This is a genomic window from Janthinobacterium aestuarii, assembly GCF_046113285.1.
Classification (GTDB): Bacteria; Pseudomonadota; Gammaproteobacteria; order Burkholderiales; family Burkholderiaceae_D; genus Janthinobacterium.
The window spans coordinates 3,661,767-3,688,319 of record NZ_CP142524.1 but is presented as its reverse complement, the minus strand read 5'-3'; the positions used below and the strand labels follow the sequence as shown (position 1 = coordinate 3,688,319).

The following is a 26,553-nucleotide window of genomic DNA, read 5'->3' as shown; positions in this document are numbered from 1 at the left end:
TCATCCTTTGTGTTGAATTCGATCGTGCTTTTTGCGGTTTGGTCCAGAAAATAAGTGGTGCAGAGGTAAAATCCCAGCCAAGTCATGTTGACGCATGGTAAGGTCATGCCGCTTCAGTATCTTTGATTAAGGTTAGCAATGATTTACTTTGAGAACTATTCCGTGATGTGGAACAAGGCGCAATGTCGTCACATACTGCTGCCAAGCCTATTTTTACTGACCAGCCTATATAGTAGTGCAGGTCGCGCAGAATTGCCAGCCGACAATATATTTTCACGTGTGGAACAGCTAGCTCGCGAGCAATTGACACAGCAGGCGGCCACGGCGGGACTGCTGGAACCCCAGTTTCAGGTGACCGTCGTGAAAAGCACGCGCCCCATGCCGGCGTGCGCCGCGCCCGTTGCGCTGGAAACGGCGGACAGCCGCTCGGCGCAGCGCATGCGCTTTGTCGCAGTGTGTCCTGGAAGCAACGGATGGCGTTACGAAATGCTGGCGCGCGGCAGCATCACGGCGCAAGTGGCCGTCACCAGCGCCCCCGTCACGGCCAATACGCCGTTGCAATCGGGTGACGTGGTGCTGGCGCGGCGGGACGTGACGATGGTGCCGGACAGTATTTCTGCCTTGCCTGGCGCGATTGGCCTGTCGAGCCGGCGCAGCTTGCGTGCCGGCGAAGTGCTGCGCCAGGGACAGCTGGCCTCGCCCGTGCTGATCAAGCGGGGCAGTGCGGTCAACATCGTGGCGCGCAAGGAGCAGGTGGAAGTGAGCATGGCCGGCGAGGCGATGGATCCGGGCGCGCTTGGCGAGCTGATCCGCGTGCGCAACGCCACCAGCGGCACGGTGATACGCGCCAGGGTGGTCGATGCGGGCGTGGTGGAGCCGGCCGAACTTCCCGGCCGTTAAAGGGAACTTACTCGGCGGCGGCCGTGCGCTGCAGACGTGTCGCCAGCTGCGTCAGCTTGGCGGCATAGTTGGGGTCGGTGGCATAGCCGCCGCGCGCCAAACCCTGCGCGAAGGCGCCCGCGTCGGCGCCCGTGTTGAGGGCGGCGCGGTAGCGTGGATTGTCGAGCAATACTTGCGCATAGTCGCGGAAGGCGCTGGCCTGGTCCGGGTAGCTGCGGAAGCGCTCGGTTTTCTTGAGTGCCGTGCCGCTGCCGGCCTCGTATTCGGTCGTCAGGTTGCTGGCCACGTCGCCCTGCCATTTGCCGCCGGCCTTGATGCCGAACAGATTATTGGTGTCCGCGCCCGTGCCCTGGCGCAGCGGACGCTGGCCCCAGCCCGATTCCAGCGCCGCGTGGGCGGCGACGATTTCCGGCGCCACGCCCAGGCGCGCGCCCGTTTCTTCCGTCCATGGCTTGATCGAGGCGAGGAATTGCTGCTGCGTTTCGCCGATCTCGCCGCCCTGGCTGATGGCGCCCAGCACATTGACGGGCTGGCTTTGCTCCAGGTAGGCGCGTCCTTGCGGGCTCAGGTTGGTGGCGTTGCCGCCGCCCTGTTCGATGAAGCGGGCCACTTCGCCCTGTACTTGCCGGAACACGCTGCCAAAGCCGCCGCTGGAGGCCGTGGATTCGGTGGCGCGCATATTGCTCTGCACGGCATGGGTCGCCGCCGTCGATGGCGTCGCCGCCGTGGCGCGGGTGGTCAGGAAATCAGCCTGGCGCATACGTATCTTCCTCGCCATGCAGCACGCGCTGCATGATGCTGTACTGCTCTGTTAATAAATCGCTGTTGCGGGCATTCAGGCGCTTGCATTCGAGCACCATCTGCTCGAGCGTGGCCCAGTCGCGCTGGGCGATCGCACGCACGTCTTCTTGCAACAGCGCAAACAATTGGGGCATGTCGCCTTGCGGGCCCAGCAGGGCGGTGACGAGACTGACACGCTGGCGGCGGCGTGCGTCGAGTGGCTCGACGGCGGCGACGAGCTGGTCGGCCAGCGCCGTCAGCCGGGTGCTCTGGTGGTGCAAGGTGGCCTGAAATTGCTCTTCCAATAAGGTTTGCAGCGCGGCATAGCCGGCGCGGTCATCCGTCATGCCTTGCAGCACGCGGCGCACGGCTTCCTGGCGCGTGATGCCCTTGCGCGGCGCGGTCACGATTCGCCGCCGTGGAAACGCTGGATCAGGCCCGCCAGTTTCGATGGATCGAACGGCAACTCGCCCTTGGCCAGCGCATCGCGCAGCATGGCCACTCTTTCATGGTCGATCTCGGGCATGGCGCGCAGGGCGGCCATGGCCGGCTGCAGCACGGCCGATTGCAGTTCCGCCCCGGCCGACGAGCCGCCCATGGCGCCGGCGGCGCCCGCGTTTTCGGCGATCGCCTCGGCCGGCGCGACGGCGCTGCTGCGCACGGCAGCACCGGTGTTGCCGGAGGAGATTTTCATACGTTGTCCCTTGCCCTTAATTTGCATGCTCTTCCCGATCTTTCTTTGCGGGCAGGCCCAGTTTTTCGCGCAGGCGTTGCAGGGTGCCGGAGTCCGGTTCACCCACCTGCAGCTCGTCGCCTTGCGGCTTTTGTCCGGCCATGCCGAACATGGCGGCGATGCTGTCGGCCTGGCCACGCGTCAATATTAACAGTTCGATGCGGCGATTGATGCCGGCGCTGGCATTTTTCACGTCCAGCGGCGCGCGGTCGGCCATGCCGACCACTTGCAGCACGCTGTCCGGACTCATGCTGCCGATCAGCAATTGCGCGCGCGCCGACATGGCGCGGTTGGCCGACAGGGTCCAGTTCGAGAAGCCTTCATAGCCGGTATTGGCGTATTGCATCGAGTCCGTATGGCCGACGATCAGCATCTGGTTCTCCATTTGCGCAAACACGGGCCCCATCTGGCGCAGCAGCTTGCGGAAACGGTCGGTCGGCACGGCGCTGCCGCGCACGAACATGCCTTGCTTGTCCGTGTCGTGCAGCATGACGCGCAAGCCGTATGGCGTGATCACCGATTGCAGGTTGCTCTTCAGTCCCGCCTCGTCGCTGAGCTTGTCGAGCGCGCGTGACAGGGACAGCAAATCTTCCGGCGACTGGTAGCTGACCTTGGTCTGGTTTTGCGGCGCGGCGCCAGCCTTGCCGTCCTGCGTCTGCTTGCCTTCCGTGCGCGTGTCGCCCGTGCCCTTGCGGGGCATGGGGAAGCGCTCGATCAGGCTGCCGCGCGGGCCGCCTTTCTGTTCCGGCATGACGCCCTGGCCTTCGCCCTGGCGGCTGCCTGCCGACGCGTCCATCATGATTTCCTTCATCGCCTGCTGCTCGCGCGCGGCCATCAGCCACAGCACGAGGAACAGCGACAGCAGGGCCAGGCAAAAGTCGGCGAACGCTACTTTCCAGGCGCCGCCATGGCCATCGTCGTCATGCTTGCGGCCGGCACGCTTGATGATGGCCTGTTCATGTTTCTCATGCGGCTTTAGCACGGCGGCCTCCCCGGCCTTGGCCTTGCTCTTGTTCGGCGCCGCCATCTTCCAGCGCATTGATCCAGCTTTCCAGCTGGGCGAAGCTCGGTTTGATGTTCAGCTGCACCAGGCGGCGGCCCGCATCGATGGCCAGCAGCGGCGGTTTGCCCGCCACGTGCGTGACCAGCACGACCTTCACGCATTCCATGGTCGAGCCTTCCTCGCCCACCAGCTGTTTCATCATGTTGCACATCGGATCGAGCACGCCGTAGCAAAAGAAGATGCCGATGAAGGTACCGACCATGGCGGCGCCCACTTTTTCCGAAATTTCCGCCGCGTCCGCGCCGTCGGCCACGGAATTCATGGCCATCACGATGCCGAGCACGGCGGCCAGAATACCGAAGCCGGGCATGGCTTCGGCGATCTTGTGCAGGGACTTCGACGGCTGCAGCAATTCGTCGTGGATGGCTTCGAGTTCCTGCTCCAGCACGCCTTCGAGTTCATGCGCGTTGATCTTGCCCATCGCCATCAAACGGAAGTTGTCGACGATAAAGGCCAGCAGCTTCGGCTCTTCCAGCACCAGCGGATAGCGCTGGAACAGGGCGCTTTCGCGCGGCGCCTCGACGTGGGCGTCCAGCGCCTTCAGGCCGCCGGCGGCCGTTTGCAGCAGTTCATACATCAGCAGCAGCAACTGGCGCTGGAATTCCGAGCCTTGCTTCTTGTGCGTGACGATCTTGCGCATCTGGTGCAGCATTTCACCGAGTACATGCTTCGGGTTGCCCAGCACCAGGGCGCCGACGGCGGCGCCGATGATGATGATCAACTCGACCGGTTGCCAGATCGCGTGGACGGTGCCGCCCATCAGGGCGAAGCCTCCGAATACACACCCCATCACGATTAAGATACCGATAATTACCATGTCAACTGCCTTTCTGCGTCATTGTGCTGCGTCAATTTGATGGATAGTGCTGAAACTTATGCGTCTTGCAGCATGGCTTTCATCTTGCCCAGCGCCGCCTTGTTGAGCTGGCAGACGCGGGCGTCGCTCAGGTCCAGTACGGCGGCTATTTCCTTGTAGCTCAGTTCGAATTCGTAATACATCTGGATCACGCGCTGCTCGCGTTCGTCGAGCGCGCGCAGCGCCTGCTCCAGGCTGCGCCGCACCATCAATTGCTCTTCCGGGCTCGGTGCGCTGTCGGCCTGTCCCAGGCTTTCCTGCAGCACTTCATCGAAACTGGCGATCAGCTCGGCGTTTTCCGCCAACTGGTATTCCTGGAAAGCTTCGGGCGTCAGCTTCAGCGCGGCCATGATTTCCGCGTCCAGCGGCTCGCGTCCGAGGCGGCGGGTCAGGGCGCGCACGCTGTCGCGCAGACGGTGGCTTTCCTGGCGCACGGCGCGCGGGCGCCAGTCCTGGCGTCGCAGTTCATCGAGGATGGCGCCACGGATGCGCAGGCTGGCATAGCTGCCGAAAGACTGGTCCGGCACGCCGTAGCGGCGCAAGGCTTCGAGCAGGCCCATCAGGCCGATCTGTTCCATGTCGTCGCGGTCGATGGCGCCCGACACCTGCGAATTGAGCTGGCGCACGATGCGTTTCACCAAAGGGGAGTACGCCACCAGATGTTGTTGCTCTTCAGCAACGCTGAGCACGGCCGCGCAAGCGCTGGCGGCGGCATATTCGCCGGCGCCATACGCTTCCTGGTATTGCTCTACATAGGCCAAGGGATCTCCCACTAGGTCGGCTGGCGTGTTGGCTTATTCAATGATCAGCTTGCCGACCATGACTTCCGTGAACGGTTTTTCCATCTGTTCACGCTCGTAGCTGACATTGAAGGCTTTGTTGATCTGCTCGGCATATTGTTCCACGGTCATGGTCTGCGCCTTGTCCAGCGGAAAACTCGACAGGGTGCTGACGGCGATCGAGCGCATCAGCGGCAAGTGATCCTTGGTCAGCTTTTCCTTTTCCTCGGTGGTGGCGATCACCAGGTCGGCCGACAGGTAATGCGTTTCGCCTTCGCCGGGGCCGCGGCGCAACATCACGATGACTTTGTCCAGCGTGAGGAACTTGCGCGCCTTCTTGCCCGTGGCGGGCGGTGGCGGGGCTTTCGCTTCGGCGACTTCGGCATGGCCGGCGACCGGCTTGGCCAAATACCAGATGGCGCCGCCAGCGGCGCCGGCGGCCAGCACGGCCACGCCGACAAAGCCGGCTATCAGTTTCATTTTCATATTCATCAGGCGGTCTCTCGCTCGTGGCTGGCGTATGTGGTAGCGGCGGTGTTGCCGTCGGACAGGGCGCGTCCCGGCTCGGCGTCGTCCTGCTGGCGGCCCGGCTGACGCTGGCCGCGCGCATCGCCTTCGGCGAACGCCTGGGCAGCGGGGCTGCGCGGGGTGGCACTGATATTGACGGCCACATCGGTGTACTGGCGCTGCGCCAGGTCGCTGCGCATGTTCTCGCCGATGCCTTGCAACTGGCGCAACACTTCCGAATTCGACGCCGTGACGTTCACCTGCAGCGCGCCGGCCGTATGGCGGATGGAAATTTCAATGCGTCCCAGCATGGGCGGCTCGAGGCGGATCGTTGCGTGTTCGCTGTTGCGGCCGATCTGCGTCTGCAGGCGTTCGCCCAGCGCTTCGCGCAGCGGTTCCTGCCATTGCTGGGCTGGGCCGTTGAGCTTGATGGTGTCGCCGGCCGGGGCCGCTGTGGCCGTATTGCCGACCGCGCCCGTCAGGCCCAGGTTGGGCGTGGCCGGTGCCGGCGTCGCGGCGCCACGTTCGCCTTCGCGCGCGGCAACGGCAGGCGCGGCGACGGCGGTTGCCGGAGCGCTTTGCTGCAGCAGCGATTCGAACGGCTGTGCCGGCGCGCCGCCCTTGGCGGCCGTCGCCGGGTTGGCGGCGGCCAGCGGCTCGCGCGTGTCGCGGCCTGGCGCTGGCGCCGTTGCCGGCGCGTTCAGGGTGACCGCCGACGGATGCAGGCTGATGTTGAGTGCCGGATTGGCTTGCGCCGCATTCGCCTGCACCTGTGTCTGCGCTTGTGTCTGTACTTGCGCCTGGGCGGCGGCACGCGCCTCGGCTGCGGCCGCGTCCGTTGGCGGCAGCATGGTCACCGGCAAGCCGATAACGGGGGCGGCCATGGCCGGCAGGCTGCTGTCGGCCTGGCTGTCGCTGTCGCTCTCCTTCGCGGGAGCGGGCGTGTCGGCGTCGGCCGTTTCCACGCCCGTCACGTCAAGCACCTGCGCAAACAGGGGCAGGGCGGAGGGCACGGTGTCAGTAGCGGCATAGCCTGGTGTGCCGGGCAAGGCGGCGGCCTGTGACGGCGCCGCCGCCGGTGCTGGTGCAGATGCAGCAGGGGTTGCCGGTGCCGGAGCGGCCGGCGCCGTGTTGAAGTTCATGATCATGCTTGATTCCCGTCCGAGTCGTATTCGCCGAGCGCGGCGTAGGCGACCCAACCTTCCTTATTTGCCTGTAATGCACCCAGGTGTTGACCCAGGCGTTCTTTTTCCTCAGAGCAAATTTTAACCGCTTGCGCGTGATTTTTGCGCAATTGCAACAATTCTGTTTGTTCCAGCGCATTCCATGCGCCCCGTTCGGCCAGCAGGGGGATGTTTTTCGCCAGGCTGGCGGACAGTTTTCCCATTGCTTCCCAATCCGCTTGCGCGATGGCGGCGCTCAATTGCCGGTTCAGCTGTTGCAGGATGCCGCGCCTAGGCATTGTTGGCCTGGACGCCCACCCAGCCGCGCTTGATGGTGGTCATCAGGGTCGTCACTTCGTCGATCAGGGTCGGGTCGAGCTTGATGCCGGCCGTGTACAGGCGCGCCACGCAATAGTCGTACAGGCGGGCCAGGTTGACGACCACTTCGCCGCCATTGTCGAAATCGAGCGAGCTCGACAGACCGTTGATGATTTGCGTGCATTTATCCAGGCTGATGGCCTTTTGCTCGTAGCGCTTGCCTACGATATGCCCGCGCGCGCGCGCCAGTTCTTCCAGCAGGCCGTCCGTCAGCACCAGTACCAGCTCGACCGGTGTGGCGCGGGCGGTCTGGGCATCCAGGTTGACGGCATGGTAGTTGCCGTAAGCTTCATTGTTTAACATGTCTTATTTCTCACTGTCTAAACTTGCGGCGGCGCGGCAGGCACGCTCGCCTTAGGATTTGTCGTTGCCAAACATGGCGTCGAACATGTCGACCGTCTTGTACATCTGTTCCTGCATGACTTGCAGGCGCGTATATTGATCCAGGAAACGCTTGTAGGCCGTGTTGTACTGGCTCGTCAGCAGGTCGGTGCTTTTGCTCAGCGACTTCTGCAAGCTGGTATTCGCATCGAGACGCTGCACCAGCTGGCCCTTGGTGATATTGCTCCATTGGCCCAACGCCTTGTCCAGGCCGCCTAACACGCCCGATGGGGCCGACAGGCTGTTGTTGCCGAACAACTTGTCCAGGTCGCCAGGGTTCGATGCCAGCTTGGCGGTCAGCTTGGCCGTATTCAGGCTCAGCGTGCCGTCGCGGTTGGCGGTCACGCCGTAGGAGACCAGCGAGACGCCGCCGACGCTTTGGCGCAGCAGATTGTTCAAATTGCTGCGCAGGGCGTTCAGGCCGGAATCGTGGGCAAAGATGCCGGCCGCGACGTTCTTGTCCGGGTCGCCGGAACTGGCCAGGCCGTCCAGCACGCTTTTCAGCTTGTTGTAGGCATCGACGAATGCCTGCACATTGGTTGCCGTGCCGCCGCTGTCGGTTGCCACCGTGACCGTCACGGGCGCGTCGCCCGTGTTCATGGCCTTGGTGAAGGTCATTTTCACGCCCGTCACGTTGGTAAAGGTATTCGACGCCTGCGTGATTTGCGTGCCGGTGTCCTTTGCGCCCAGCCAGACGATGGCGTCCTGCGCCTTGACGACTTCCTTGATGTTGGTGGCCGCGTCCGTCACCAGGGCCTTGGTCAGCGCGGTATTCGTCACGCTCGACGCGTCCAGCGTGACAGCGTTTTCCTTGCCCGTCAGGTTCGATGTCAATACCAGCTGCGCCTGGTTGCCGATGGTGACGATGGAAGCCGTCACGCGCGAGTTGTTCTTGCTGTTGCCATTGATGGCGGCGGCGATTTCCTGCGGCGTCAGGTTGCCGTCGGCATCCTTGTCGGCGGCGCTCAGGTCGATGTCAAAGCTGTTGTCTGCGGTGACGGGGGCCAGCGGATCGCCGATCCGCACGGCCAGCGTGCCGCTGCCGGCGGCGGGGCTGCTGGCGAGGCCGCTGTACGAAGTCTGGCTGGCTGTGGCCAGTTGCTGCACGAAAAAGGAATAGCTGCCGGCAACTGCCGTGGCATCGGCCGTGCCGCTGCCATAGGCGGTATTGCTGAAGGTGGCGGACTGGCTCAGCAGCGACTTGCTGCTGCTGCTCATGGTCGTCATCGTACTTTGGAAGGCGCTCATGGCCAGCTTCAGGTTGTTCAGCGCCGCGGCCGTGGTGTTGGCCAGTGCGGTTTGCTTAGTCAATTTGTCCTGCTGCGCCGCGACCGACTTGGTAGCCAGGTTTTTTGCAGTGACGAGCGGATCGTATTGCGGTGCAGTAATTACGTTTGCCATGCCAGACTCCTGAATAAAGGGATATACCGGTACAAGGCGACCCCCATTCCCGTTTTGTGAAGTTTTCCTGAAAGAAACTTACACCAACCTCATTTTACCTGTCCGCGGAACCAGAATTGCGTCGCCAGCTCGTCTTGCCGCTTGGCATCGACACGTTGTTGCTCATTTGCAACATATTTTTGTTTTTGCGTCAGCACCTGGTCCAGCACTTCGCGCTTGGCCCAGGCCGTATTGAGCGCGCGTTGCGAGACGGCCATGTTGGCCTCGTGCAAATGCAGGTCGGTACGGTGCTGGTCGGCCATCTGCATGACGGCTTGCTTGAAGTTGCCGCAGTTGACGGACAGCGCCAGGGGCAGGGCGCCACTGGGGCCGCTATCCGTGTACAGGCCCGTCAGGCGCTCCAGGTTTTTCTGGTAGCGCTCGCGCACGGCCGTCTGCGCCGCCATTTCGCCTTGCAGGCGTTCCACTTCGGTGCTGCGCAGGCCGACCAGGGTGGTCAGGTTGCGGATGGTATGCGAGTCGCTCACGTATGCTCCTAGGCCATGATCTGTTCAAGTTGTTCGATGCACGGCCCCATCGGCGCCTCTTCCTTGGTGCCCTGGCACAGGAAGGCTTCGATGGGCGCGTGCAACTGCACGGCGCGGTCGGTGATCGGGTCGGCGCCGGGCACGTAGGCGCCCAGCGGGATCAGGTCGCGCACGCGCGCATGGCGCGCCATCGATGCTTTCAGCGCGCGCGCCGCCTGCATGTGGGGGGGCGTGATCACCTGCGCCATGCAGCGGCTGATCGAGGCGGCGATATCGATGGCGGGGTAGTGGCCCCGCTCGGCCAGTTCGCGCGTGAGCACGATGTGGCCGTCGAGAATCGCGCGCGCCGTATCGACCACGGGGTCCTGCTGGTCGTCGCCTTCGGCCAGCACCGTGTAGATGGCGCTCATGCTGCCTTCCGGGTGGGCGCCGTTGCCGGCGCTTTCCACCAGCTGCGGCAGGTTCGAAAACACGGACGGCGGGTAGCCGCGCGTCGCCGGCGGCTCGCCCAGGGCCAGCGCCACTTCGCGCAAGGCCATCGCATAGCGCGTGAGCGAGTCGACCAGCAGCAGCACATGCTTGCCCTGGTCGCGGTAATGGGCGGCGATCGAATGGCACAGTTCGGTGGCCATGATGCGCATCAAGGGCGATTCGTCGGCCGGCGCGATCACCAGCACGGCCTTTTTCAAGCCATCGGCGCCGAGCGACTTTTCCACGAATTCGCGCACTTCGCGGCCCCGCTCGCCGATCAGGCCGACGACGACGACATCGGCCACGGTCTGGCGCGTGATCAGGCCCAGCAGCACGCTCTTGCCCACGCCGGAGCCGGCCATCAGGCCCACGCGCTGGCCCTTGCCCAGGGTCAGCATGCTGTTAATCGCCCGCACGCCCACGTCCAGCGGTTCGACCACCGGTTGTTTCTTCAGGGGATTGATCTTCGGCGGCGTCACTTCCAGGATGTGTTCGCCGCCGAGGCGGCCCAGGTCGTCGATCGGCTCGCCCAGGCCATTGACCATGCGGCCCAGCCACGACGGGCCGATCTGCAGGCTGGCCTTGTCGGGCAGGGGCAGGACTCTGGCACCCGTGGTCAGGCCCGTCGCCTTCTTGAACGGCATTAAATACGACAGTTTTTCGCGGAAGCCGACGACTTGCGCATCGAGCCATTCGCCATTGACTGTTTCAATTTGACAACGCTGGCCCGTGTGCAGGCGGCAGCCGGCGCTTTCCAGCAGCAGGCCGGAGGCGCCGACCAGGCGGCCGGTGGGTGTCGCGACCGGGATGTCGCCGATCTCGAAGCTGCGCAGCGTGTCGGCGATCATGCAGGCGCGCCGTGGTCTGCGTGTTCGGCGGCCAGCGCCAGGTGGCTGCTGACCTGCTCCATGCAGGCCGACAGGCGCTGATGGCAGCCCGCATCGACTTCATTGTCGCCGGCCTTGATGCGGCATTCGCCCGCGTCGAGGCGCGCGTCGGCGATCAGGTTCCAGCGCTTGGCGCGCTTCGGATCGAGTTCGCTGATGCGTTTGAGTTCTTCCGGATTGAGGAAGACGTCGATTTCCTCGCGCGTGGGCGGCATCGAGGCCAGGGTCTCGTCGACCAGGGCCAGCAATTGCACCGGCTGCAGCGCCAGTTCCGCGCGGATCACCTGGCGCGCCACCTTGGCCACCAGGTCGACCACTTCCTTGCGCTGCGCTTCGCGGTAATCGGCGCGCACTTTCTTCAGGTCGCGCAAGATGGCGTCGACGGGGCGGGCCAGGCGATCCAGCGCCACCAGCGTTTCATTGCGGCCTTCTTCGCGGCCCTGCGCCATGCCGTCGCTGCGCCCGGCGTCGTAGCCATCCTGCTGGCCTTGCACCAGGCCCACTTCGTAGCCGTCGCGCTGGCCCTGCTCGAAACCTTCCGAGACGGACGCCTGCCACTGGCCATCCGTGTCCTCGTTGGAGGCACGCTGGCCGGCGGCGATGAATTGCGACAGCGGCGGGAAACGATACGAGCGGAAGTGTTTCATTCGATCACCGCTTCGGCAAACAGTTGCACTTCGATCTCGCCCGCATCGGCGAGGCCCTTGACGGTGGCCATGATTTCCTGGCGCGTCTGTTCGATGCGCGACAGGGGCACGGGGCCGGAGCGGCGCATCATGTCTTCGAAACTCTGCGCCTGGCGGCGCGGCATGGTTTTCAGCACGGCGTCGCGGATCGACGGTTCCGCGCCCTTCAGTGCAATCGCCCACTGTTCCATCGGCACGTCTTCCAGGATGCGCGTGAGCGTGACATCGCTCTGCGTGGCCAGGATCAGGAAGTCGTACATGCTCAGTTCGATTTCCGACACGACGTCCGGGTCGTGCGCGCGCAGCAGTTCGACCAGCGCGGCGCGGTTGCCCGGCATGCGGTTGAGAATCTCGGCCGCCTGGCGGATGCCTTCGACGCTGGTGCTTTGCGTGTCGAGCGCGCCCAGGCAGCGGCCCACCAGTTCGTCGAGCTCGACCAGCAGGTCGCGGTCGATCTCGTCCAGGCGCGCCAGGTTCAGCAAGACCAGGTCGCGGCCTTCGGCGGGCAGGGCGTCGAGGATCTGGCCGGCCAGCGCGGGCGGCAGGAAGGCCAGGAACACGGCTTGCATCTGCACGTGCTCGTTGACGATGTATTCGGCCAGCCATTTTGGCGAGGCCCATTGCAGGCGCGCCATTTTGGGGCGGATGGCGTCTCCGTAAATGTTGTTGAGCACGCTATTTGCGATATCGCTGCCCAGCGCCATGTCCAGCGAGCGCTTCAGGTAGCTGCGCGAGGCGCCGTGCACGCCGCTTTGCTGGCGGTAGTCGTCGAAGAAGGTCTGCATGGCCGTTTTCACGGATTCGACCTTGATGCCGCTCATGCGCGACATTACTTGCGTGACTTCCAGCAATTCTTCGCGCGACAGGCAGCGCAGCACATTGGCGGCCTGTTCTTCGCCGATGCTCAGCAGCACGATGGCGGCCTGTTCCACTGGGTTCAGGCTGGCGCTTTCGTATTCGGCGCCGTCGGAGGGATTATTGTTGTTGAGTTCGGCCATTTTTCTGCATCCATTGTTTGACGACTTCGGCGACACGCTCGGGTTCTTTTTCCGCCAGCACTTTCAGGTGGTCGACCATCACGTCGACCGCCGAGCCTGGTGGCGGCAAGTCATAATTTTCCAGCAGCGGCACGACCGGCATGGCGTTGCCGGCGGCGGCTTCGCCCTCGAGCGCCAGCGGGCTGCCATTCACGCCCAAGGCAGGCGCGCCGGCGGCGGTCACGCCATTGGCGCCGGCGGCGGCGTTGCTGCCGCCCAGCGCCAGGGCCGGATCGAGCTGTTTCAGTGCCGGCGGCGCCAGGCGCGTGGTCAGCAGGCGCAGCAGCGGACGCAGGATCAGGAAGTAGCCGAGCACGGCGCCCAGGGCGTACAGCAGCCAGCTGCTGAAATCGACGACGGTGTCGCGCTCTTCCCACCACTGCGCCACGGGCGGCTTGGCAGGGAAGGCCAGCGCCGTCAGGCTCAGGCTGTCGCCGCGCTGGGCGTTGATGCCCAGGCCGCTGTTGAGCATTTTTTCGATATTGCCCAGTTCTGCTGGTGTCCAGCCCGTTTTCGGGTTCGGTGCGGCGGCGCTGTTGAGGACGACGGCGACGCTGAGTTTTTCCAGGCGGCCACGGCTGCGCTTGATTTGCGTGATGCTGCGGTCATACGCGTACTGGCGTGTGGTGGCGTTCTTGCGGGCCGTGCCGTCATCGGACGGCTTCGGCGCGCCATCGGCGGGCGCGGCGCCGGCGGCGTCGGCCGGTGCCGGCACGGCCGCCGCTGGCGGACGGTTCGACAGGCTGCCGGGAATGCCGGCCACGGTGCGGTTGCGTTCCTGCTCTTCGCGCATCGCTTCGCTCGTCACTTTCGGCGCTTCGCCGTATTTTTCCAGCGTTTCGTCCACGCGGTCGTTGTTCACGGCGGCCGTCACGCTGAGCTTGAAGTTGTCTTCGCCGATGACGGGGCCGAGCAAGCCCGTGACGTTGCGGCGGATTTCATCCTGAAAGCGTTTCGCGCCTTCATTGCCGGCGGCCGACGCATCGAAACCGTCCGTCAGGTCGACGTGCGAGGACAGCAGGTTGCCGCCCTGGTCGACCAGGCTCACGCGCGTGGGCGCCAGGCTGGCGACGCTGCCGGCCACCATGTTGATGACGGCGGCGATCTGTTCCGGCGCCAGGGTGCGGCCCGGTTTCAGCGCCACGACGATGGAAGCCGACGATTTGTCGCCGTCGCTGGCGACGAACGACGTCGACTTGGCAATCGACAGATGGACGCGCGCCGAAGCGATCGCGTCCATCGTCATGATGCTTTGCGCCAGCTCGCCTTCCAGGCCGCGGCGGAAGCGCACGTCCTGCACGAATTGCGATACGCCCAGCGGGTCATTCTTGTCCATCAGTTCCAGGCCGGCCGGCAGCTGCGCCGTCACGCCCTTCGAGGCGAGCAGCATGCGTACCTTGCCCAGCATGGCGTCGGGCACCAGCACCTGGCCACTGTCCGGATGCAAACGGTAGGGGATGTGTTCGGCGTCCAGGGTGGCCATCATGTCCGTCACGGCCACTTTTTCGCGCGCGCCAAACACCGGCTTGTAGTTGGCCTGGTCGCGCCAGGCATACATGGTCACCATGGCGGTGATGCCGATGGCCAGCACGACGATGGGAACCAGGTTTTTCAGCAGGGCGGGCGGGATGGCGGGCTGGGCGCCAGGGCGCCAGCGCGCAAATGCGGACTTCATGGTGGTAATCACTTGGGGTAACTTTCGCTGGGAGGCTGGGCGTGGATCAGGACGTGAAGATTACAGAGGCAGTTTGATGAGTTCGTCGACCGCGCCCATGACCTTGTTGCGCACTTGCATCAACATGGAAAAGGACAGGCTCGCTTCCTGGCTGGCCAGCATGGCGCCGACCATGTCGTCGCTCTTGCCGCTGTCGACGTCGCTCATTTTTTGTGCCGCCATGCGGTCGTCGCCGTTGACCTTGCCGATGGCGTCTTTCATGCTTTGCGCAAACGAGAAGCCGGATTGTTCCGGTGCGCCGAACTGGGCGGCCGGCGCGATGCTGGCGCCCAGGGCGCGCGCGTCATTGCTCAGTGCTGCCAGATCGGCCTTGATCAGACCTGCGAGTTCGTTGCTCATCTTGCCCTCTACTTTCAATATGCGGTGACGTATCAATCAGAAATTACTGGTGTTGCCATTCCGGCAGGCATTACATCCAATGCCATCTTGCCCGGCCCAATTGACAGGGCCCATCAGTTTTATCAGTTGCCACACCATCCGCTCAAGCAGATTCAACAAACCCGGCAGAACCGCGCCGAATGATTTACATGGCCATGATAACTAATAATTATCTGATAAAAGTTTCTTCTGGTGGCAATAAGAGGGGCTGGAAACTGCCATAAAAACCGGAATCAGGTAAGCGGAATGGCGCACTGCAAATCACTTTTTTCTCGCTATAAGCTTACCTCGAGGCAACTATAAAGTAAAGAGAGGATTGCCTCAAGGAATATTGATACATGGCAATATTTTGCTTTTTCATGTATTGTTCAGCACCGTAGTCATCCAGCATGCGATACGATGCGCAATCGTTTGCTCGCCGGCCGGTTGGCAAGGCCAAGATGATGCTGTATTTAATTTCGGGCGATCCGTATAATTTGTTCTGCCACCGCAATACCGACATGACCACTACATGACAATCATTACCAAGACAGATCAAACTGCGCGCCATCAAGTCCTCGATTCCTGTCTGCTTGGACGTCCTGTCCATTTGCTGCATGTATTCGGCGCCCAGCTGCGCGACGACCTGGCCGTGGCCCTGCGCCAGCCGATGAGCCGGCGCTACTGGGGCAATTTCCAGATCGATGCCGTGACCTTGTCGCGCGTGGAGAGCGAGGACAGCGCGAATCGCTGGCTGAGTTTTTCCACGCCGGCCGGTCAGCCGGGCTTTGCGCTCGAACGGCAGATCCTCTTGAGCGTGCTGAACTATCGCTACGGTAGTGCCGGCGCCAAGGGCGCGCTGCCCGATCCGGCGCAAGTGCGCGTGACGGCCACGGAAGAGCGCCTCGCTGTGGTGCTGGGACAACAGTTGGTGAACAGTTTGTTCACGCGCATCCACAAGAATCTGCAAATCCTGGGCAAGAGCAGCGACATCGACACCAGTGCCGAGGTGGCCGTGCAGTCCGGCGTGCACCCGGCGCGCGGCAGCTGGATCGTCACCGTGTCGCTCAGCGACGTCGAGGCGGGGCAGAGCGGCCAGTTCTGGTTCTCGCTGGACAAGCGCCTGATGGCCGATGTGTTGCGCGGCCTGCTGCCCGAACGCGCGCAAGCGAAGAAAGCCTTGCGTGGCAGCGTGCGCCCGCTCGCTTCGCGCCTGCAAGTGACCCTGGAAGGCCGGCTCGTCAGCAAGCAGATGCAGCTGGGCGCCTTGTTCGACCTGCGCGTGGGCGACGTGATTCCCGTCAGTCTGAGCCGTACTGACGTCATGCTGGACGACTCCCGTTTATTTACAGCGGCTGTTTCCGAACACAAGGGCAAGCTCTGTTTAACCTCATTTGAAGATGTCGAATAATATGAATATGACCGATACCAACCAGAGCGAAACCCTGCTGGAAGACCTGGGCGATGACATGATCATCGACCAGGGCGACGTTGCCGACGTGGCCAGCACCCGCGCGCGCCGCGACATTCCGCAGATGATGCGCAAGATTCCCGTCACCCTGACCCTGGAAGTGGGCTCGGCCCGCATTTCACTGGAAGAGTTGATGGCCATCGGCCCGGAAAGCGTGATCGAACTCGACATGCTGGCCGGCGAACCGCTGGTGATCAAGGTCAATGGCACGCCGATCGGCCGTGCCGAAGTGGTGGTGGCCGGCGAGAACTATGGCCTGAAAGTCATCGACCTCGACGGCCTCAATCTCGACCTGATGACAGCATGAAGCTGGCGGTACCCGGCTTGAGCCGGCGCCGCGGCGCGCTGGCTGCCGCGCTGGCTGTCCCTGTTCTGATGCTGTGCTGCAGCGCCGCCGGCGCGCAGGACCTGCTCGCCGGCGTGGTGCCGGGCGCGAAGACCGACTTGTCGGTGAAGATGCAGATCCTCGTCGTCATGACAATGCTCGGGCTGCTGCCCGTGATGGTCATGATGATGACCAGCTTTACCCGCTTCGTCATCGTGCTCTCCCTGCTGCGCCAGGCCCTGGGCCTGCAGCAGGGCTTGCCCAACCGTATCGTCACCGGCATCGCCCTGATTCTCACCTTGCTGGTCATGCGTCCCATCGGCGACCAGATATGGAAGGACGCGTTCGTGCCTTACGACCGCGACCAGATCGGCATGCAGGAAGCGCTGAAGATCGCCGAAGTGCCGATTTCGCGCTTCATGCTGGCGCAGACGAGCAAGGCCGCGCTGGCGCAGATCGCGCACCTGGCCGGCGAACCGTCGACCATGCGCCCGCAAGACCACAGTTTCACGGTCAAGCTGGCCGCGTTCGTGTTGTCCGAACTCAAGACAGCGTTCCAGATCGGCTGCATGCTGTTCATTCCCTTCCTCATCATCGACCTGGTGGTGGCGTCCGTGCTGATGGCCATGGGCATGATGATGCTCTCGCCGCTCGTCATCTCGCTGCCGTTCAAGCTGCTGCTGTTCGTGCTGGTCGACGGCTGGACGCTGACCGTCAACACCTTAGTTACCAGCATACAGGGCTATTGACCGATGTTTACCCCTGAAGTCGCCGTCGACCTGATCATCGAAGCGCTGCATGTCGTCATGCTGCTGGTGGTGATTCTGGTCGTGCCGGGTTTGCTCATGGGCTTGCTGGTCGCGCTGGTGCAGGCGGCCACCTCGATCAATGAACAGACCATGAGTTTCCTGCCGCGCCTGCTGGTCACCCTGCTGGCCCTGATCCTGGCCGGACGCTGGATGGCCGGTTACCTGATGGATTATTGCGTGTCCATTTTTCAGCGCGCCGCCACCCTGGTCGGATAGCGCCGCGCGCCATGGATCAGATTTTCAATCAGGTGCTGCCGTTTCTGCTGGCCGTGTGGTGGCCGTTCTGCCGCATCCTGGCCATGCTCAGCGCTTCGCCCGTGATCGGCGACGCCATGGTGCCCGTCCCCGTGCGGGTGCTGCTGTCGCTGGTGCTGGCGATCCTGATGCTGCCCGTCATGCAGGCCTCGGGCGTGTCGCAGGACTTGTTGAAGATCGATCCGTTTTCCCTGCACGCCCTCGTCGCCACCCTGGAGCAGGCCATCATCGGCTTCGTCCTGGGCCTGGCTTTCCACTTCGCCATGTCCGTCATGTCGGTGCTCGGTTACCTCGTGTCGAGCCAGGTGGGTTTTTCCATGGCCGTCATGAACGATCCGCTCAACGGCACCTCGTCGGACGTGATCACGGGGATGCTCACCATCATGTGCATGATCGTGTTTTTCGCCATCGACGGCCACCTCGTGCTGACGGGCGTGATCGGCGCCAGTTTCAAGGCCTGGCCCGTGGGGCAGGGCTACGGGCCGCTGCTGCTGCAGACGGTGGCGTATAACGTGGCGTGGATTTTCGCCGCCGCCATGCTGCTGGCCTTGCCCATCGTCTTTTCCACCATGGTGGTGCAACTGGGCTTTGGCTTCCTGAATCGCGTGGCGCCGTCGCTGAACCTGTTTTCGCTGGGCTTTTCCATGATCACCATGTTCGGCCTGCTGATGCTGGGACAGATCGTGCGCTTTATCCCGGAGCACTACATCGCCATGACGAACCGCGTGCTCGACATGATCGCCGAACAGATGCGGGTGGCCCATGGATAGCGCACGTGCCAACAAGCTGCTGCGCAGTCCACTTCCGGGCATCCGTTGCTCGCTGTACCTCCGTACAGCTGCGCTACTCAACCCGGCATTGAACTTGCTCGCTACGCTTGTAGGGCACGTGCGGAAAGGTGTGACGCATGGCGGATAGCAGCACGGGCGACAAGACAGAAAAGGCGTCAGCACAGAAGCTGAAGAAATCGCGCCAGGAAGGGCAGGTGGTGCGTTCGCGCGACCTGTCGACGGCGCTGGGCATTCTGATCAGCATGAAGGTCTTCATTTACCTGCTGCCCGGCTATCTGGTGAGCTTTCGCGAGCTGTTCGCCATGGCCTTCATGCCGCTCGACAGCAAGGGCGCGCTGGACAATGCCATGTCGATGGCGTTTACCACGTCCGTGGGCTTGCTGATCAAGATGATCGTGCCGCTGTTCTGCGTGCCCTTGTTTGTTGTGCTCGGCTCATTGGTCCCTGGCGGCTGGGTCATCAGCACGAAGAACTGGATGCCGAAGATGGAGCGCCTGAGCCCGGCCAAGAACCTGGGCCGCCTGGTGTCGCCCAAGCATGGCTTTGAATTCGGCTTGTCGATCGCCAAGGCCGCCGTGCTGGGCATGGTGCTCGTGCACGTGAGCCGCTCCAGCCTGACGCAGTACGTGGACTTGCAACACCGGCCCCTGCAGCAAGCCATGCTCGACGGCTCGGCGCTGATGCTCGACGGCCTGATGGCGCTCATTTCCGTCTTCGTCCTGTTTGCCATCATCGACGTGCCGGCGCAGGCGTTTTTCTTTGCCCGCAACCAGCGCATGAGCAAGCAGGACGTCAAGGAAGAACATAAAAGCAGCGAAGGGCGGCCCGAAGTGCGCCAGCGCATCCGCCAGCTGCAGCAGCAGATCGGCCGGCGCAGCGTGCGCAAGACCGTGCCCGACGCCGACGTGGTGATCGTCAATCCCGAGCATTACGCCGTCGCGCTCAAGTATGACCAGGACCGCGCCGAGGCGCCGTTTGTCGTTGCCAAGGGCGTCGACGAGATGGCGCTGTATATCCGGCAAGTGGCGAAGGAACACAACATCGAAACGCTGGAGTTGCCGCCGCTGGCGCGCGCCATCTACAACACCAGCCAGGTGCAGCAGCAGATTCCCGTGCAGCTGTACCAGGCCGTGTCGCAGGTGCTCAACTACATACTGCAGCTGAAAGCATTCCGTACTGGGCAGCGCGCCGCCCAGCCCCCATTTCCCACCGAGGTGGTCGTGCCATCTCATTTGAGCGAGGTAGTACCTTCATGAATTTCCTGAACCGGTTGGTTGCCGAAATGCGCCGCCACAAGTTCGCCACGCCGCTGTTCCTGCTGGTGATCCTGGCGATGATCATCCTGCCGCTGCCGCCCGTGCTGCTCGATATCCTGTTCACTTTCAATATCGTGCTGGCACTGATCGTCATCCTCGTCAGCGTGTCGGCCAAGCGGCCGCTCGACTTCTCCGTCTTCCCGACGGTGATCCTGGCCACCACCATGCTCAGGCTCACCCTGAACGTGGCGTCCACGCGCGTGGTGCTGCTGCACGGCCATACGGGCGCGGATGCGGCCGGTAAGGTGATCGAGGCGTTTGGTAACGTGGTCATCGGCGGTAACTTCGTCGTCGGTATCGTGGTCTTCGTGATTTTGATGATCATCAACTTCGCCGTCGTTACCAAGGGCGCCGAGCGCATCTCGGAAGTGTCCGCGCGCTTCACCCTCGATGCCTTGCCGGGCAAGCAGATGGCGATCGACGCCGACCTGAACGCCGGCCTGATCAATCAGGAAAAAGCCCAGATCCGCCGCAAGGACGTGGCCGCCGAAGCCGACTTCTATGGCGCCATGGATGGCGCATCGAAGTTCGTGCGCGGCGATGCCGTCGCCAGTATCCTGATTTTGATCATCAATATGGTCGGCGGCGTGGCCATCGGCTCGCTGATGCACGACCTGTCGTTCGGCGACGCTTTCCGCCAGTACGCACTGCTGACCATCGGCGATGGCCTGGTGGCGCAGATTCCGGCGCTGCTGCTGTCGGCCGCGGCCGCCATCCTGGTGACCCGCATCAGCGATTCGGGCGATTTCGAGCAGCAAGTGGCGGGCCAGGTGCTGACCTCGCCAACGGTGATCTACAGCGCGGCCGGCATGATGGTGGCGCTGGCCCTGATCCCGGGCATGCCGTGGTTCATGTTCATGACCTTTGCCGCCGTGCTGGCCTTTGTTGCCTGGCGTTTGACCAAGCGCGTGAAGGGGCCCGACGCGGCCGGCATGGCGGCCATCGAGGCGGCCTTGCGCGACGACAAGCCCGCCGAACTGGAGTGGCAGCAACTGCCCGCCGTTCAGCCGCTGATGGTGATGCTCGGCTACAAGCTGGTCGGCATGGTGGATAAAACGCAAGGCGAACCGTTGACCAAGCGCGTCAAGGGCGTGCGCCAGAGCCTGTCCGAAGCGATGGGCTTGCTGCTGCCGAATATCGGCGTGCGCGACGATCTGGCCCTGAAGCCGTCGCAGTACGCGATCGTGCTGTCGGGCACCGTGGTGGCGCAGGCGGAAGTGCAGGCCGACCGGCTGATGGCGATTCCGTCGCCGAACGTGTATGGCCAGCTGGACGGCATTCCCGGCATCGAACCGGCCTACGGCATGCCCGTCACGTGGATCGAGCCGAGTGAAAAGGCGCATGCGCTGGGCCTCGGCTACCAGGTCATCGAGGCGCCCAGCGTGATTGCCACGCACTTGTCGAAAATGGTGCGCGAATACCTGCCGGAACTGTTCCGCCACGAAGACGTGTCGAACCTGATGGAGCGCCTGACGGCCCTGTCGCCGAAGCTGGCCGGCGCGCTGGACAAGGCGCTGACGCACACGCAGATGCTGCGCGTGTTCCGTGTCTTGTTGGCGGAAAATGTGTCCCTGAAGGATATCGTGCCCATCGCCACCACCTTGCTCGACAGTTCGGAAACGACCAAGGACCCGATCCTGCTGGCGGCCGAGGTGCGTTGCGCGCTGCGGCGCCAGATCGTCAGCGGCCTGTTCGGCCAGAAGATGGAAATGCAGGCGTTTAATCTGGGCGGCGAACTGGAAAACATGCTGCTCGGTTCCTTGAACCAGGCGCGCCAGTCGGGCAAGGTGACGCTCGATAACTATCCGATCGACCCGCATCTGCTGTCGCAGCTGCAAGTGAACATGCCGGTGGCGCGCGAGCAGATGAAGCAGCAGGCCACGCCGCCGCTGCTGCTGGTGCTGCCGCAGATCCGTCCGCTGCTGGCCCGCTACGCGCGCCTGTTCGCGCCGGGCCTGCACGTGCTGTCATACAATGAAATTCCGGAAAACCGCGAAGTGAGCATCATCGGCACGGTGGGCTAGTACGGTGAATTGAAAGAAAAACGGCGCCGCGGGCGCCGTTTTTTTATGTTGCTTTAATCCTGTTGCATCAATCCTGCTCGTCGATGGGCGGCAGCAGGTCGTGCTCCTGGCCGTCGGCCAGCAGCAGCACGGTGCCGCCCTGCGCCGCGTCTTCCGCGTCGCCATAGTCGTAGCCGAGCGGCGCCGCCACTTCCTTCGAGACAAAGATGGCCTCCTCTTCGGCTTCGGCGGCGGGTGCCGCGGGCGCATCGGGATCGGCCGCCGCTTCCGCTACCGGCTGCGTCAGCAGCAGGGCCACTTCGGCCATGGCGCGGAACAGGGGCAGCGACAGCGAGGCGGCGCCCGCCTGCATCGGGTAATTGCCGTGCATGCGCTGTGCATGCAGCTGGCGGTTCAGGCGGCAGCGCACCAGGCGCAGGCCCGCGCGCCGCACGGCGTCGGCGATCTCGGGCAGGGCCAGGCGCAGATGGCGCAGCGCGGCTTCCTCGTCGGCGGCCAGTTCCAGCAGCACGCCGTCGCCGGACGGCTCCATCTGGATCACGACCCGGCCGATGCCGATAATGATCAGCTCGACGCGCAGCGCCACCTTGCCGCGCCGCCTCGGCGTTGCCTCTTCGTCTACGTCGCTGGCCAGCACGCGCAGCAGCAGGCGCTGGCCGCCCCAGCCATACACGGCAAAGCGCCACGCTTCGCTGTCGACCGTCAGGGGCGGACGGGCGCCTTCGCGCAGCAGCGCCGGTTGCTGCTCGGCCATGAAGAGGTTGCCCGGCACGTGCTGGCCGCGCGCCTGTTCCTGCAGGGCCGCATATTGTTCGCCATAGGTCCTGACCATCACGCGCCACGAGGCGGCCAGCTGCGCCGCGTCGGGCGGCTGCCAGACGAGCTGGCGCGTGAAGAACAGCTGATTGACCTGCATGGCGCTGCTGTCGCGCGGCAAGGCGCCGCCCGTGCCGTCGGCATTGGGCTTGATGAGCGACGCCAGGCTGTCCTGGCCCTGCTGCTGCAGCTGGGCGGGCAGGGTGCCGGCGTCGGGCGCGGGCGCCATGTAGGGGCCGATCGGCACCAGCGGCTGCACCACGCCCGGCACCATCGGCGTCGCGGGGCTGACGTCGAAGCGCTGGGTAATCAGGGGCACCGGATTGCCCGATGAAATGCGGTCTATCGCCATGCCACTATGTCCAGATCTGGTTCCATCAAAAAGCCTGCCGTCATGGCTGCAACAGGGAGAGTATCATTTTGTGCATGCTCTGGCTTTGCTTGAGCATTGCCGTGCTCGCTTGCAGCAACATTTGCGCCGACGTCATGTTCGCGCTTTCGGCCGCGTAGTCGACATCCATGATGCGGCCGATGGCAGCCTTGGTGTTGGTGACCATGTTCGACAGGTTGGTGTGCACGTGGTCCAGGCGGTTGCCGGCGGCGCCCAGGGCCGAGCGCACGCCGCCCACATCGTCGATGGCCGCTTCCAGCAGGGCGATGCTGGCATTCGCGCTGCCCGTCAATTCGTTGCCGGTGGCGGGCGCGCCGAAGTTGGCGCTGGCCGCGCCGAGCGAGGCCAGCACGCCGGCCATCTTGCCCGAGATGTCGAACACCATCGTTTCGCTCTGGCTGGCGCCGATCTGGAAGGTCATCGACGACGCCAGCGTGCCGCCGGCCAGCAGTTTGTTGCCGCCATAGCTGGTGTTTTTCATGACGTTGGCCAGTTCCAGGCCCAGGGCGTCGTATTCGGCCTGCATGGCGACCTTGTCCTTGGCGCCCGACGATGCATCGGCGGCCTGGGTGGCCAGGTCTTTCATGCGGATCAGCATGGTGTTCACTTCGTCGAACGCGCCTTCGGCCGTCTGCAGCATCGAGGTGCTGTTTTGCGTGTTGCGCATGGCGACGGCCATGCCGCTCGCCTGTGCCCGCAGCCGGGTCGCGATTTGCAGGCCGGCGGCGTCATCCATGGCCGAATTGATGCGAAAGCCGGTGGAGAGCCGCGTCATCGAGGTCGACAGCAGCGATTGCGCGCGTGCGGCGGCATTTTGTGCGGCCAGTGCTGCGATATTCGTATGGAGACTGAGCACTCGGCGATTCCTGTGGATGACGGCTGTTGGGCGGGCTTGCCCATCAAACAGGCGACCATGCGTGCCGCATCGTTAAAGATTGCCAGCAAATAGTTACTCTTGCGTGCAAAGGCGAGATACCGGGGACGAAAAAAAACCAGGCCAAGGCCTGGTTTTCAGCGACTGGCCGCGAACGGCCAGGCAGGGACATATTATTGCAGCAGGGACATGACCATCGAGGACATGCTGTTGCTTTGTTTCAACATTGCGGTGCCAGCTTGCAGCAGCATTTGCGACGACGTCATGTTCGAGCTTTCGGTAGCGAAGTCGACGTCCATGATGCGGCCGGTAGCGGCTTTGGTGTTGGTGGCGATGTTGGACAAGTTGGTGTTGACGTGGTCCAGACGGTTTGCAGCAGCACCCAGTGCCGAGCGAACGGTGCCGACGTCGCCGATTGCCGTTTCCAGCAGGGCGATGGTGGCATTGGCGGAGCTGGTCAGCTCGGTGCCGGTCGCAGCCGAAGCGTAGTTGGCGGTAGCCGAACCCAGCGATGCCGTCAGGCTGGTCATTTTGGCCGAAACGTCAAATGCCATCGTTTCGGTTTGGCTTGCGCCGATCTGGAACGTCATCGACGAGGCCAGCGTGCCGCCTACCAGCAGCTTGTTGCCGCCGAAGGTGGTGTTTTTCATCACGTTCGACAGTTCCAGGCCCAGTGCATCGAATTCCGACTGCATGGCGGTCTTGTCTTTGGCGCCCGACGAAGCATCGGCTGCCTGGGTTGCCAGATCCTTCATGCGGATCAGCATGTTGGTGACTTCGTCAAACGCGCCTTCAGCCGTTTGCAGCATCGAGGTGCTGTTCTGGGTGTTCGACATTGCAACGGTCATGCCGCTGGTTTGTGCTTTCAGGCGGGTTGCGATTTGCAAGCCTGCTGCGTCATCCATTGCCGAGTTGATGCGGAAGCCGGTGCTCAGGCGCGTCATCGAGGTCGACAGTTGGTTTTGGGTGCGGGTGATCGAATTTTGTGCGGACAGTGCAGCGTTGTTAGTGTGAAGGCTCAGCATGGTGTAACTCCTGGTTTGGTGGGTTCAGTCCGGAGCAACGGTTCTTTGTGCTCTCCCAAGTACAAGACGACCATCCGCATAAGCTTATTAAATGCTTTGTGGAAATTTTTTAAAATTCTTTTTAAAAAAGTTTCACATCGGCCGGCGAGGCCGCCGCCAGCCCCCTAAGACTGGCTTGCCGCCGCGAGGCAGGCCCGGAAATGCGCGATCTTTGCCTCGTCGCTGGAAAGGATCTTGAAGCGCGCGCTGTCGGCCGCCTGCACGGCTATGCGCTTGCAGATGGCATGGTCTTCCTCGAATACCTGGCGATTCATCTGCGCGCTCGAGTCGAAAAAGCCCTGCAGCGTAGCGCTGGCGGCGGGCTTGGTTGCGGCCATGAGCAGGCGGCTGGAGAAATGCGTGCGCTGCGCTTGCGTTGACGGAAAGAAATGCTGCAGCGAATACGAATATGAAAACGTCGACGAGAGCATGGTAAACGGGAACAGGTACAGGCTCTGGTAGCCCTCGAACTGGCTGTCGAGCTGGAACAGGCGTTTGACGGAGCGCAGTTTCCTGGCCATGCCGGCGTTGCCCAGGCCCGCTTCCCATGTCGACGTCCAGTCCGTGAAACGGTTTTCGCCGTCGTCCAGTTGCAGTTGCGCCAGCGATTCCGGGTGCACGAACGGCACGTGCAGCGGCTCGAGCGCATTTTCCAGCGCGATGCGCCAGTCGCACTCATAGTCATAGGCGTTGAAATCGCCCAGGCCGGCGACGTTGAAGGAAATGTTTTCCAAGGTGGCCTGGGTCTCGCCCAGCTGCGCTTCGAGTGGCATGCGCGGCTGTGGCGAGGCGAACAGGAAATCGGCGCACCAGTCCAGCTGCAGCACCTGCAGGCGGGCATTGTCCAGCTCGGCCGGCGCGTAGCGTTCGCGGCAGGGGATGTGCATGGCGCCGGCCCGGTAGGCCCAGCCATGGTAGGGGCAGGCCAGCGGCGCATTGCCGCGTTTTTCGGTGAAGAAGCGCGTGCCGCGGTGCGGACACAGATTGTCGAAGGCGATCAGCTCGCCCTGGTCGTTGTAGACGACCACTTCCTCGCCCAGCCAGTCGAGTTTCAGATAGTCGCCGCTGGCCGGCAATTCGCTGCGGTGGCACAGCAAGTGCCAGAACTGGTCGCGCAGCTGCCGCGTCTCGGAGATGGTGCTCATAGTGTCTTTGCCGGTGGCGTGTAAACGGTGGCGCCGGCGGCCACGCGGCGCATGACGACGGCGCCGGCGCCGACCGTGGCGCCGGCGCCGACGCTCACGCGTGGCAGGATGGATGCGCCCGAGCCGACCATGACGGCCTGGCCCAGATGCACGCCGCCCGTGATGTCGACGTGCGAGCTGAGCGTGCAGCCCCGTTCCAGCACCGCGTCATGGCCGACGCTGGCGTAGCTGTTGATGGTGACATAGTCGCCCAGTTCGCTGCCCGCCGAGACGAGGGCGAACGGGCAGACGACGGCGCCCTGGCCGATGCGGGCCGTGCGCGCGACCACGGCGCTGGGATGGATCAGCGTATGGAAACGGGCGCCGCGCGCGGCCAGCGCCAGCGCCACTTCCAGCCGGGCTTTCGGTGCGCCGATGGCCAGCAGCAGCGCCTCGCCGGCCGCCGGCCGGTAGTCGTTGATGCTGCCCAGCACGGGGTACGGGTAGTCGGCGTCGAGCATGGGCGCGGGCGGCAGCGTGTCATCGAGCAAGCCGCCGATGCGGGCCGTGGCCGGGTCGAGGCTGTCTTCCAGCCAGCACAGCAATTCTCGGGCGAAGCGTCCGGCGCCGACGATGAGGATGGTTTGCATGT

The 26,553-nt window shown here is 63.5% G+C and carries 30 protein-coding genes; 8 read left to right on the top strand and 22 right to left on the bottom strand.

Features of this window, described 5'->3' with window-relative positions; all coding sequences use genetic code 11:
* The first annotated feature begins 279 nt into the window (after nucleotides 1–279).
* The gene (flgA, locus tag OX462_RS16440; protein ID WP_227742151.1) at nucleotides 280–900 is read left to right on the top strand and encodes a flagellar basal body P-ring formation chaperone FlgA; all 621 of its coding nucleotides are present in this window, start codon (nucleotides 280–282) and stop codon (nucleotides 898–900) included.
* A 7-nt stretch (nucleotides 901–907) separates the two neighbouring features.
* Here the strand turns inward: flgA and OX462_RS16435 are convergent, their stop codons facing one another.
* The 17 genes from OX462_RS16435 to OX462_RS16355 form a co-directional block, all read right to left on the bottom strand.
* Nucleotides 908–1,660 carry a glycoside hydrolase family 73 protein gene (locus tag OX462_RS16435; RefSeq protein WP_070219908.1) on the bottom strand — a complete coding sequence of 251 codons (753 nt, stop codon included), beginning with the start codon at nucleotides 1,658–1,660 and terminating at the stop codon, nucleotides 908–910.
* Nucleotides 1,647–2,087, bottom strand: coding sequence for a flagellar export chaperone FlgN (gene flgN / locus OX462_RS16430; protein WP_409026557.1), 441 nt, complete (start codon nucleotides 2,085–2,087; stop codon nucleotides 1,647–1,649). Before flgN ends, OX462_RS16435 begins: the two co-directional genes overlap by 14 nt.
* A complete protein-coding gene (gene flgM / locus OX462_RS16425; protein WP_034757812.1) occupies nucleotides 2,084–2,374 on the bottom strand; it encodes a flagellar biosynthesis anti-sigma factor FlgM in 291 nt (96 codons plus the stop codon). The genes flgN and flgM overlap by 4 nt, the downstream gene beginning before the upstream one ends.
* A gap of 16 nt (nucleotides 2,375–2,390) precedes the next feature.
* On the bottom strand, nucleotides 2,391–3,452 hold the full coding sequence (locus OX462_RS16420) for a flagellar motor protein MotB (protein WP_070219910.1): 1,062 nt from the start codon (nucleotides 3,450–3,452) through the stop codon (nucleotides 2,391–2,393).
* Nucleotides 3,379–4,293, bottom strand: a complete 915-nt coding sequence (motA, locus tag OX462_RS16415; RefSeq protein WP_034757817.1) for a flagellar motor stator protein MotA — start codon at nucleotides 4,291–4,293, stop codon at nucleotides 3,379–3,381. Before motA ends, OX462_RS16420 begins: the two co-directional genes overlap by 74 nt.
* A gap of 56 nt (nucleotides 4,294–4,349) precedes the next feature.
* Entirely contained in the window at nucleotides 4,350–5,093 is a 744-nt protein-coding gene (locus OX462_RS16410) for a FliA/WhiG family RNA polymerase sigma factor (protein WP_409026556.1), read from the bottom strand.
* Nucleotides 5,094–5,126: 33 nt separating this feature from the next.
* Nucleotides 5,127–5,591, bottom strand: coding sequence for a flagellar basal body-associated FliL family protein (locus tag OX462_RS16405; protein ID WP_329957619.1), 465 nt, complete (start codon nucleotides 5,589–5,591; stop codon nucleotides 5,127–5,129).
* Between the two features lie 11 nt (nucleotides 5,592–5,602).
* Nucleotides 5,603–6,766 carry a flagellar hook-length control protein FliK gene (locus tag OX462_RS16400; RefSeq protein WP_409026555.1) on the bottom strand — a complete coding sequence of 388 codons (1,164 nt, stop codon included), beginning with the start codon at nucleotides 6,764–6,766 and terminating at the stop codon, nucleotides 5,603–5,605.
* On the bottom strand, nucleotides 6,763–7,041 hold the full coding sequence (locus OX462_RS16395) for a hypothetical protein (RefSeq protein WP_230492253.1): 279 nt from the start codon (nucleotides 7,039–7,041) through the stop codon (nucleotides 6,763–6,765). The genes OX462_RS16400 and OX462_RS16395 overlap by 4 nt, the downstream gene beginning before the upstream one ends.
* A gap of 31 nt (nucleotides 7,042–7,072) precedes the next feature.
* Nucleotides 7,073–7,462, bottom strand: a complete 390-nt coding sequence (gene fliS / locus OX462_RS16390; RefSeq protein WP_070219791.1) for a flagellar export chaperone FliS — start codon at nucleotides 7,460–7,462, stop codon at nucleotides 7,073–7,075.
* Nucleotides 7,463–7,513: 51 nt separating this feature from the next.
* Nucleotides 7,514–8,941, bottom strand: coding sequence for a flagellar filament capping protein FliD (gene fliD, locus OX462_RS16385; RefSeq protein WP_070219793.1), 1,428 nt, complete (start codon nucleotides 8,939–8,941; stop codon nucleotides 7,514–7,516).
* Between the two features lie 89 nt (nucleotides 8,942–9,030).
* Nucleotides 9,031–9,468, bottom strand: coding sequence for a flagellar export protein FliJ (locus OX462_RS16380; RefSeq protein WP_070219795.1), 438 nt, complete (start codon nucleotides 9,466–9,468; stop codon nucleotides 9,031–9,033).
* Nucleotides 9,469–9,476: 8 nt separating this feature from the next.
* Nucleotides 9,477–10,787 carry a flagellar protein export ATPase FliI gene (fliI, locus tag OX462_RS16375; protein ID WP_409026554.1) on the bottom strand — a complete coding sequence of 437 codons (1,311 nt, stop codon included), beginning with the start codon at nucleotides 10,785–10,787 and terminating at the stop codon, nucleotides 9,477–9,479.
* On the bottom strand, nucleotides 10,784–11,473 hold the full coding sequence (gene fliH, locus OX462_RS16370; protein WP_070219799.1) for a flagellar assembly protein FliH: 690 nt from the start codon (nucleotides 11,471–11,473) through the stop codon (nucleotides 10,784–10,786). Before fliH ends, fliI begins: the two co-directional genes overlap by 4 nt.
* Entirely contained in the window at nucleotides 11,470–12,510 is a 1,041-nt protein-coding gene (locus tag OX462_RS16365; protein ID WP_070219807.1) for a flagellar motor switch protein FliG, read from the bottom strand. Before OX462_RS16365 ends, fliH begins: the two co-directional genes overlap by 4 nt.
* The gene (gene fliF, locus OX462_RS16360) at nucleotides 12,488–14,224 is read right to left on the bottom strand and encodes a flagellar basal-body MS-ring/collar protein FliF (RefSeq protein ID WP_139142969.1); all 1,737 of its coding nucleotides are present in this window, start codon (nucleotides 14,222–14,224) and stop codon (nucleotides 12,488–12,490) included. Before fliF ends, OX462_RS16365 begins: the two co-directional genes overlap by 23 nt.
* A 60-nt stretch (nucleotides 14,225–14,284) precedes the next feature.
* A complete protein-coding gene (locus tag OX462_RS16355) occupies nucleotides 14,285–14,623 on the bottom strand; it encodes a flagellar hook-basal body complex protein FliE (protein ID WP_034787870.1) in 339 nt (112 codons plus the stop codon).
* A gap of 628 nt (nucleotides 14,624–15,251) precedes the next feature.
* On the opposite strand from OX462_RS16355, the gene OX462_RS16350 reads away from it, so the two are divergent.
* The 7 genes from OX462_RS16350 (at nucleotide 15,252) to OX462_RS16320 (ending at nucleotide 21,632) form a co-directional block, all read left to right on the top strand.
* Nucleotides 15,252–16,052, top strand: coding sequence for a FliM/FliN family flagellar motor switch protein (locus OX462_RS16350; RefSeq protein ID WP_083287150.1), 801 nt, complete (start codon nucleotides 15,252–15,254; stop codon nucleotides 16,050–16,052).
* 1 nt (nucleotide 16,053) lies between these two features.
* Complete coding sequence (locus tag OX462_RS16345) at nucleotides 16,054–16,419, top strand: FliM/FliN family flagellar motor switch protein (protein WP_070220030.1); 366 nt, start codon at nucleotides 16,054–16,056, stop codon at nucleotides 16,417–16,419.
* Complete coding sequence (fliP, locus tag OX462_RS16340; RefSeq protein WP_409026553.1) at nucleotides 16,416–17,186, top strand: flagellar type III secretion system pore protein FliP; 771 nt, start codon at nucleotides 16,416–16,418, stop codon at nucleotides 17,184–17,186. The genes OX462_RS16345 and fliP overlap by 4 nt, the downstream gene beginning before the upstream one ends.
* A 3-nt stretch (nucleotides 17,187–17,189) precedes the next feature.
* Nucleotides 17,190–17,462 carry a flagellar biosynthetic protein FliQ gene (locus OX462_RS16335; RefSeq protein ID WP_034757874.1) on the top strand — a complete coding sequence of 91 codons (273 nt, stop codon included), beginning with the start codon at nucleotides 17,190–17,192 and terminating at the stop codon, nucleotides 17,460–17,462.
* Between the two features lie 11 nt (nucleotides 17,463–17,473).
* A complete protein-coding gene (locus tag OX462_RS16330; RefSeq protein ID WP_070220034.1) occupies nucleotides 17,474–18,271 on the top strand; it encodes a flagellar biosynthetic protein FliR in 798 nt (265 codons plus the stop codon).
* 137 nt (nucleotides 18,272–18,408) lie between these two features.
* Nucleotides 18,409–19,548 carry an EscU/YscU/HrcU family type III secretion system export apparatus switch protein gene (locus OX462_RS16325; protein ID WP_070289078.1) on the top strand — a complete coding sequence of 380 codons (1,140 nt, stop codon included), beginning with the start codon at nucleotides 18,409–18,411 and terminating at the stop codon, nucleotides 19,546–19,548.
* On the top strand, nucleotides 19,545–21,632 hold the full coding sequence (locus tag OX462_RS16320) for a flagellar biosynthesis protein FlhA (RefSeq protein WP_070220038.1): 2,088 nt from the start codon (nucleotides 19,545–19,547) through the stop codon (nucleotides 21,630–21,632). The genes OX462_RS16325 and OX462_RS16320 overlap by 4 nt, the downstream gene beginning before the upstream one ends.
* 67 nt (nucleotides 21,633–21,699) lie before the next feature.
* On the opposite strand, the gene OX462_RS16315 is transcribed toward OX462_RS16320, so the two are convergent.
* The 5 genes from OX462_RS16315 to OX462_RS16295 form a co-directional block, all read right to left on the bottom strand.
* Nucleotides 21,700–22,800 carry a hypothetical protein gene (locus OX462_RS16315; RefSeq protein WP_409026552.1) on the bottom strand — a complete coding sequence of 367 codons (1,101 nt, stop codon included), beginning with the start codon at nucleotides 22,798–22,800 and terminating at the stop codon, nucleotides 21,700–21,702.
* 40 nt (nucleotides 22,801–22,840) lie between these two features.
* Nucleotides 22,841–23,695 (bottom strand): flagellin N-terminal helical domain-containing protein, encoded by an 855-nt coding sequence (locus OX462_RS16310; RefSeq protein ID WP_070220043.1) that lies wholly within the window; start codon nucleotides 23,693–23,695, stop codon nucleotides 22,841–22,843.
* A 191-nt stretch (nucleotides 23,696–23,886) separates the two neighbouring features.
* Nucleotides 23,887–24,738: a flagellin N-terminal helical domain-containing protein gene (locus OX462_RS16305; RefSeq protein ID WP_070220045.1), complete on the bottom strand. Its 852-nt coding sequence runs from the start codon at nucleotides 24,736–24,738 to the stop codon at nucleotides 23,887–23,889.
* Nucleotides 24,739–24,902: 164 nt separating this feature from the next.
* On the bottom strand, nucleotides 24,903–25,922 hold the full coding sequence (locus tag OX462_RS16300) for an aromatic ring-hydroxylating oxygenase subunit alpha (protein WP_070289081.1): 1,020 nt from the start codon (nucleotides 25,920–25,922) through the stop codon (nucleotides 24,903–24,905).
* On the bottom strand, nucleotides 25,919–26,551 hold the full coding sequence (locus tag OX462_RS16295; RefSeq protein WP_070310086.1) for a NeuD/PglB/VioB family sugar acetyltransferase: 633 nt from the start codon (nucleotides 26,549–26,551) through the stop codon (nucleotides 25,919–25,921). The genes OX462_RS16300 and OX462_RS16295 overlap by 4 nt, the downstream gene beginning before the upstream one ends.
* Nucleotides 26,552–26,553: the final 2 nt, after the last annotated feature.

Coding starts and splice junctions, on each gene's coding strand:
- OX462_RS16300 (WP_070289081.1), bottom strand. CDS start 25,922: ATGAGCACCATCTCCGAGACGCGGCAGCTGCGCGACCAGTTCTGGCAC.
- OX462_RS16305 (WP_070220045.1), bottom strand. CDS start 24,738: ATGCTGAGCCTTCACACTAACAACGCTGCACTGTCCGCACAAAATTCG.
- OX462_RS16355 (WP_034787870.1), bottom strand. CDS start 14,623: ATGAGCAACGAACTCGCAGGTCTGATCAAGGCCGATCTGGCAGCACTG.
- fliS (WP_070219791.1), bottom strand. CDS start 7,462: ATGTTAAACAATGAAGCTTACGGCAACTACCATGCCGTCAACCTGGAT.
- OX462_RS16315 (WP_409026552.1), bottom strand. CDS start 22,800: ATGGCGATAGACCGCATTTCATCGGGCAATCCGGTGCCCCTGATTACC.
- fliP (WP_409026553.1), top strand. CDS start 16,416: ATGAAGCTGGCGGTACCCGGCTTGAGCCGGCGCCGCGGCGCGCTGGCT.
- fliH (WP_070219799.1), bottom strand. CDS start 11,473: ATGAAACACTTCCGCTCGTATCGTTTCCCGCCGCTGTCGCAATTCATC.
- motA (WP_034757817.1), bottom strand. CDS start 4,293: ATGGTAATTATCGGTATCTTAATCGTGATGGGGTGTGTATTCGGAGGC.
- OX462_RS16335 (WP_034757874.1), top strand. CDS start 17,190: ATGTTTACCCCTGAAGTCGCCGTCGACCTGATCATCGAAGCGCTGCAT.
- flgM (WP_034757812.1), bottom strand. CDS start 2,374: ATGAAAATCTCCTCCGGCAACACCGGTGCTGCCGTGCGCAGCAGCGCC.
- fliI (WP_409026554.1), bottom strand. CDS start 10,787: ATGATCGCCGACACGCTGCGCAGCTTCGAGATCGGCGACATCCCGGTC.
- OX462_RS16320 (WP_070220038.1), top strand. CDS start 19,545: ATGAATTTCCTGAACCGGTTGGTTGCCGAAATGCGCCGCCACAAGTTC.
- OX462_RS16345 (WP_070220030.1), top strand. CDS start 16,054: ATGAATATGACCGATACCAACCAGAGCGAAACCCTGCTGGAAGACCTG.
- OX462_RS16365 (WP_070219807.1), bottom strand. CDS start 12,510: ATGGCCGAACTCAACAACAATAATCCCTCCGACGGCGCCGAATACGAA.
- fliD (WP_070219793.1), bottom strand. CDS start 8,941: ATGGCAAACGTAATTACTGCACCGCAATACGATCCGCTCGTCACTGCA.
- OX462_RS16295 (WP_070310086.1), bottom strand. CDS start 26,551: ATGCAAACCATCCTCATCGTCGGCGCCGGACGCTTCGCCCGAGAATTG.
- OX462_RS16400 (WP_409026555.1), bottom strand. CDS start 6,766: ATGATCATGAACTTCAACACGGCGCCGGCCGCTCCGGCACCGGCAACC.
- OX462_RS16330 (WP_070220034.1), top strand. CDS start 17,474: ATGGATCAGATTTTCAATCAGGTGCTGCCGTTTCTGCTGGCCGTGTGG.
- OX462_RS16405 (WP_329957619.1), bottom strand. CDS start 5,591: ATGAAACTGATAGCCGGCTTTGTCGGCGTGGCCGTGCTGGCCGCCGGC.
- OX462_RS16435 (WP_070219908.1), bottom strand. CDS start 1,660: ATGCGCCAGGCTGATTTCCTGACCACCCGCGCCACGGCGGCGACGCCA.
- fliF (WP_139142969.1), bottom strand. CDS start 14,224: ATGAAGTCCGCATTTGCGCGCTGGCGCCCTGGCGCCCAGCCCGCCATC.
- OX462_RS16325 (WP_070289078.1), top strand. CDS start 18,409: ATGGCGGATAGCAGCACGGGCGACAAGACAGAAAAGGCGTCAGCACAG.
- OX462_RS16420 (WP_070219910.1), bottom strand. CDS start 3,452: ATGCGCTGGAAGATGGCGGCGCCGAACAAGAGCAAGGCCAAGGCCGGG.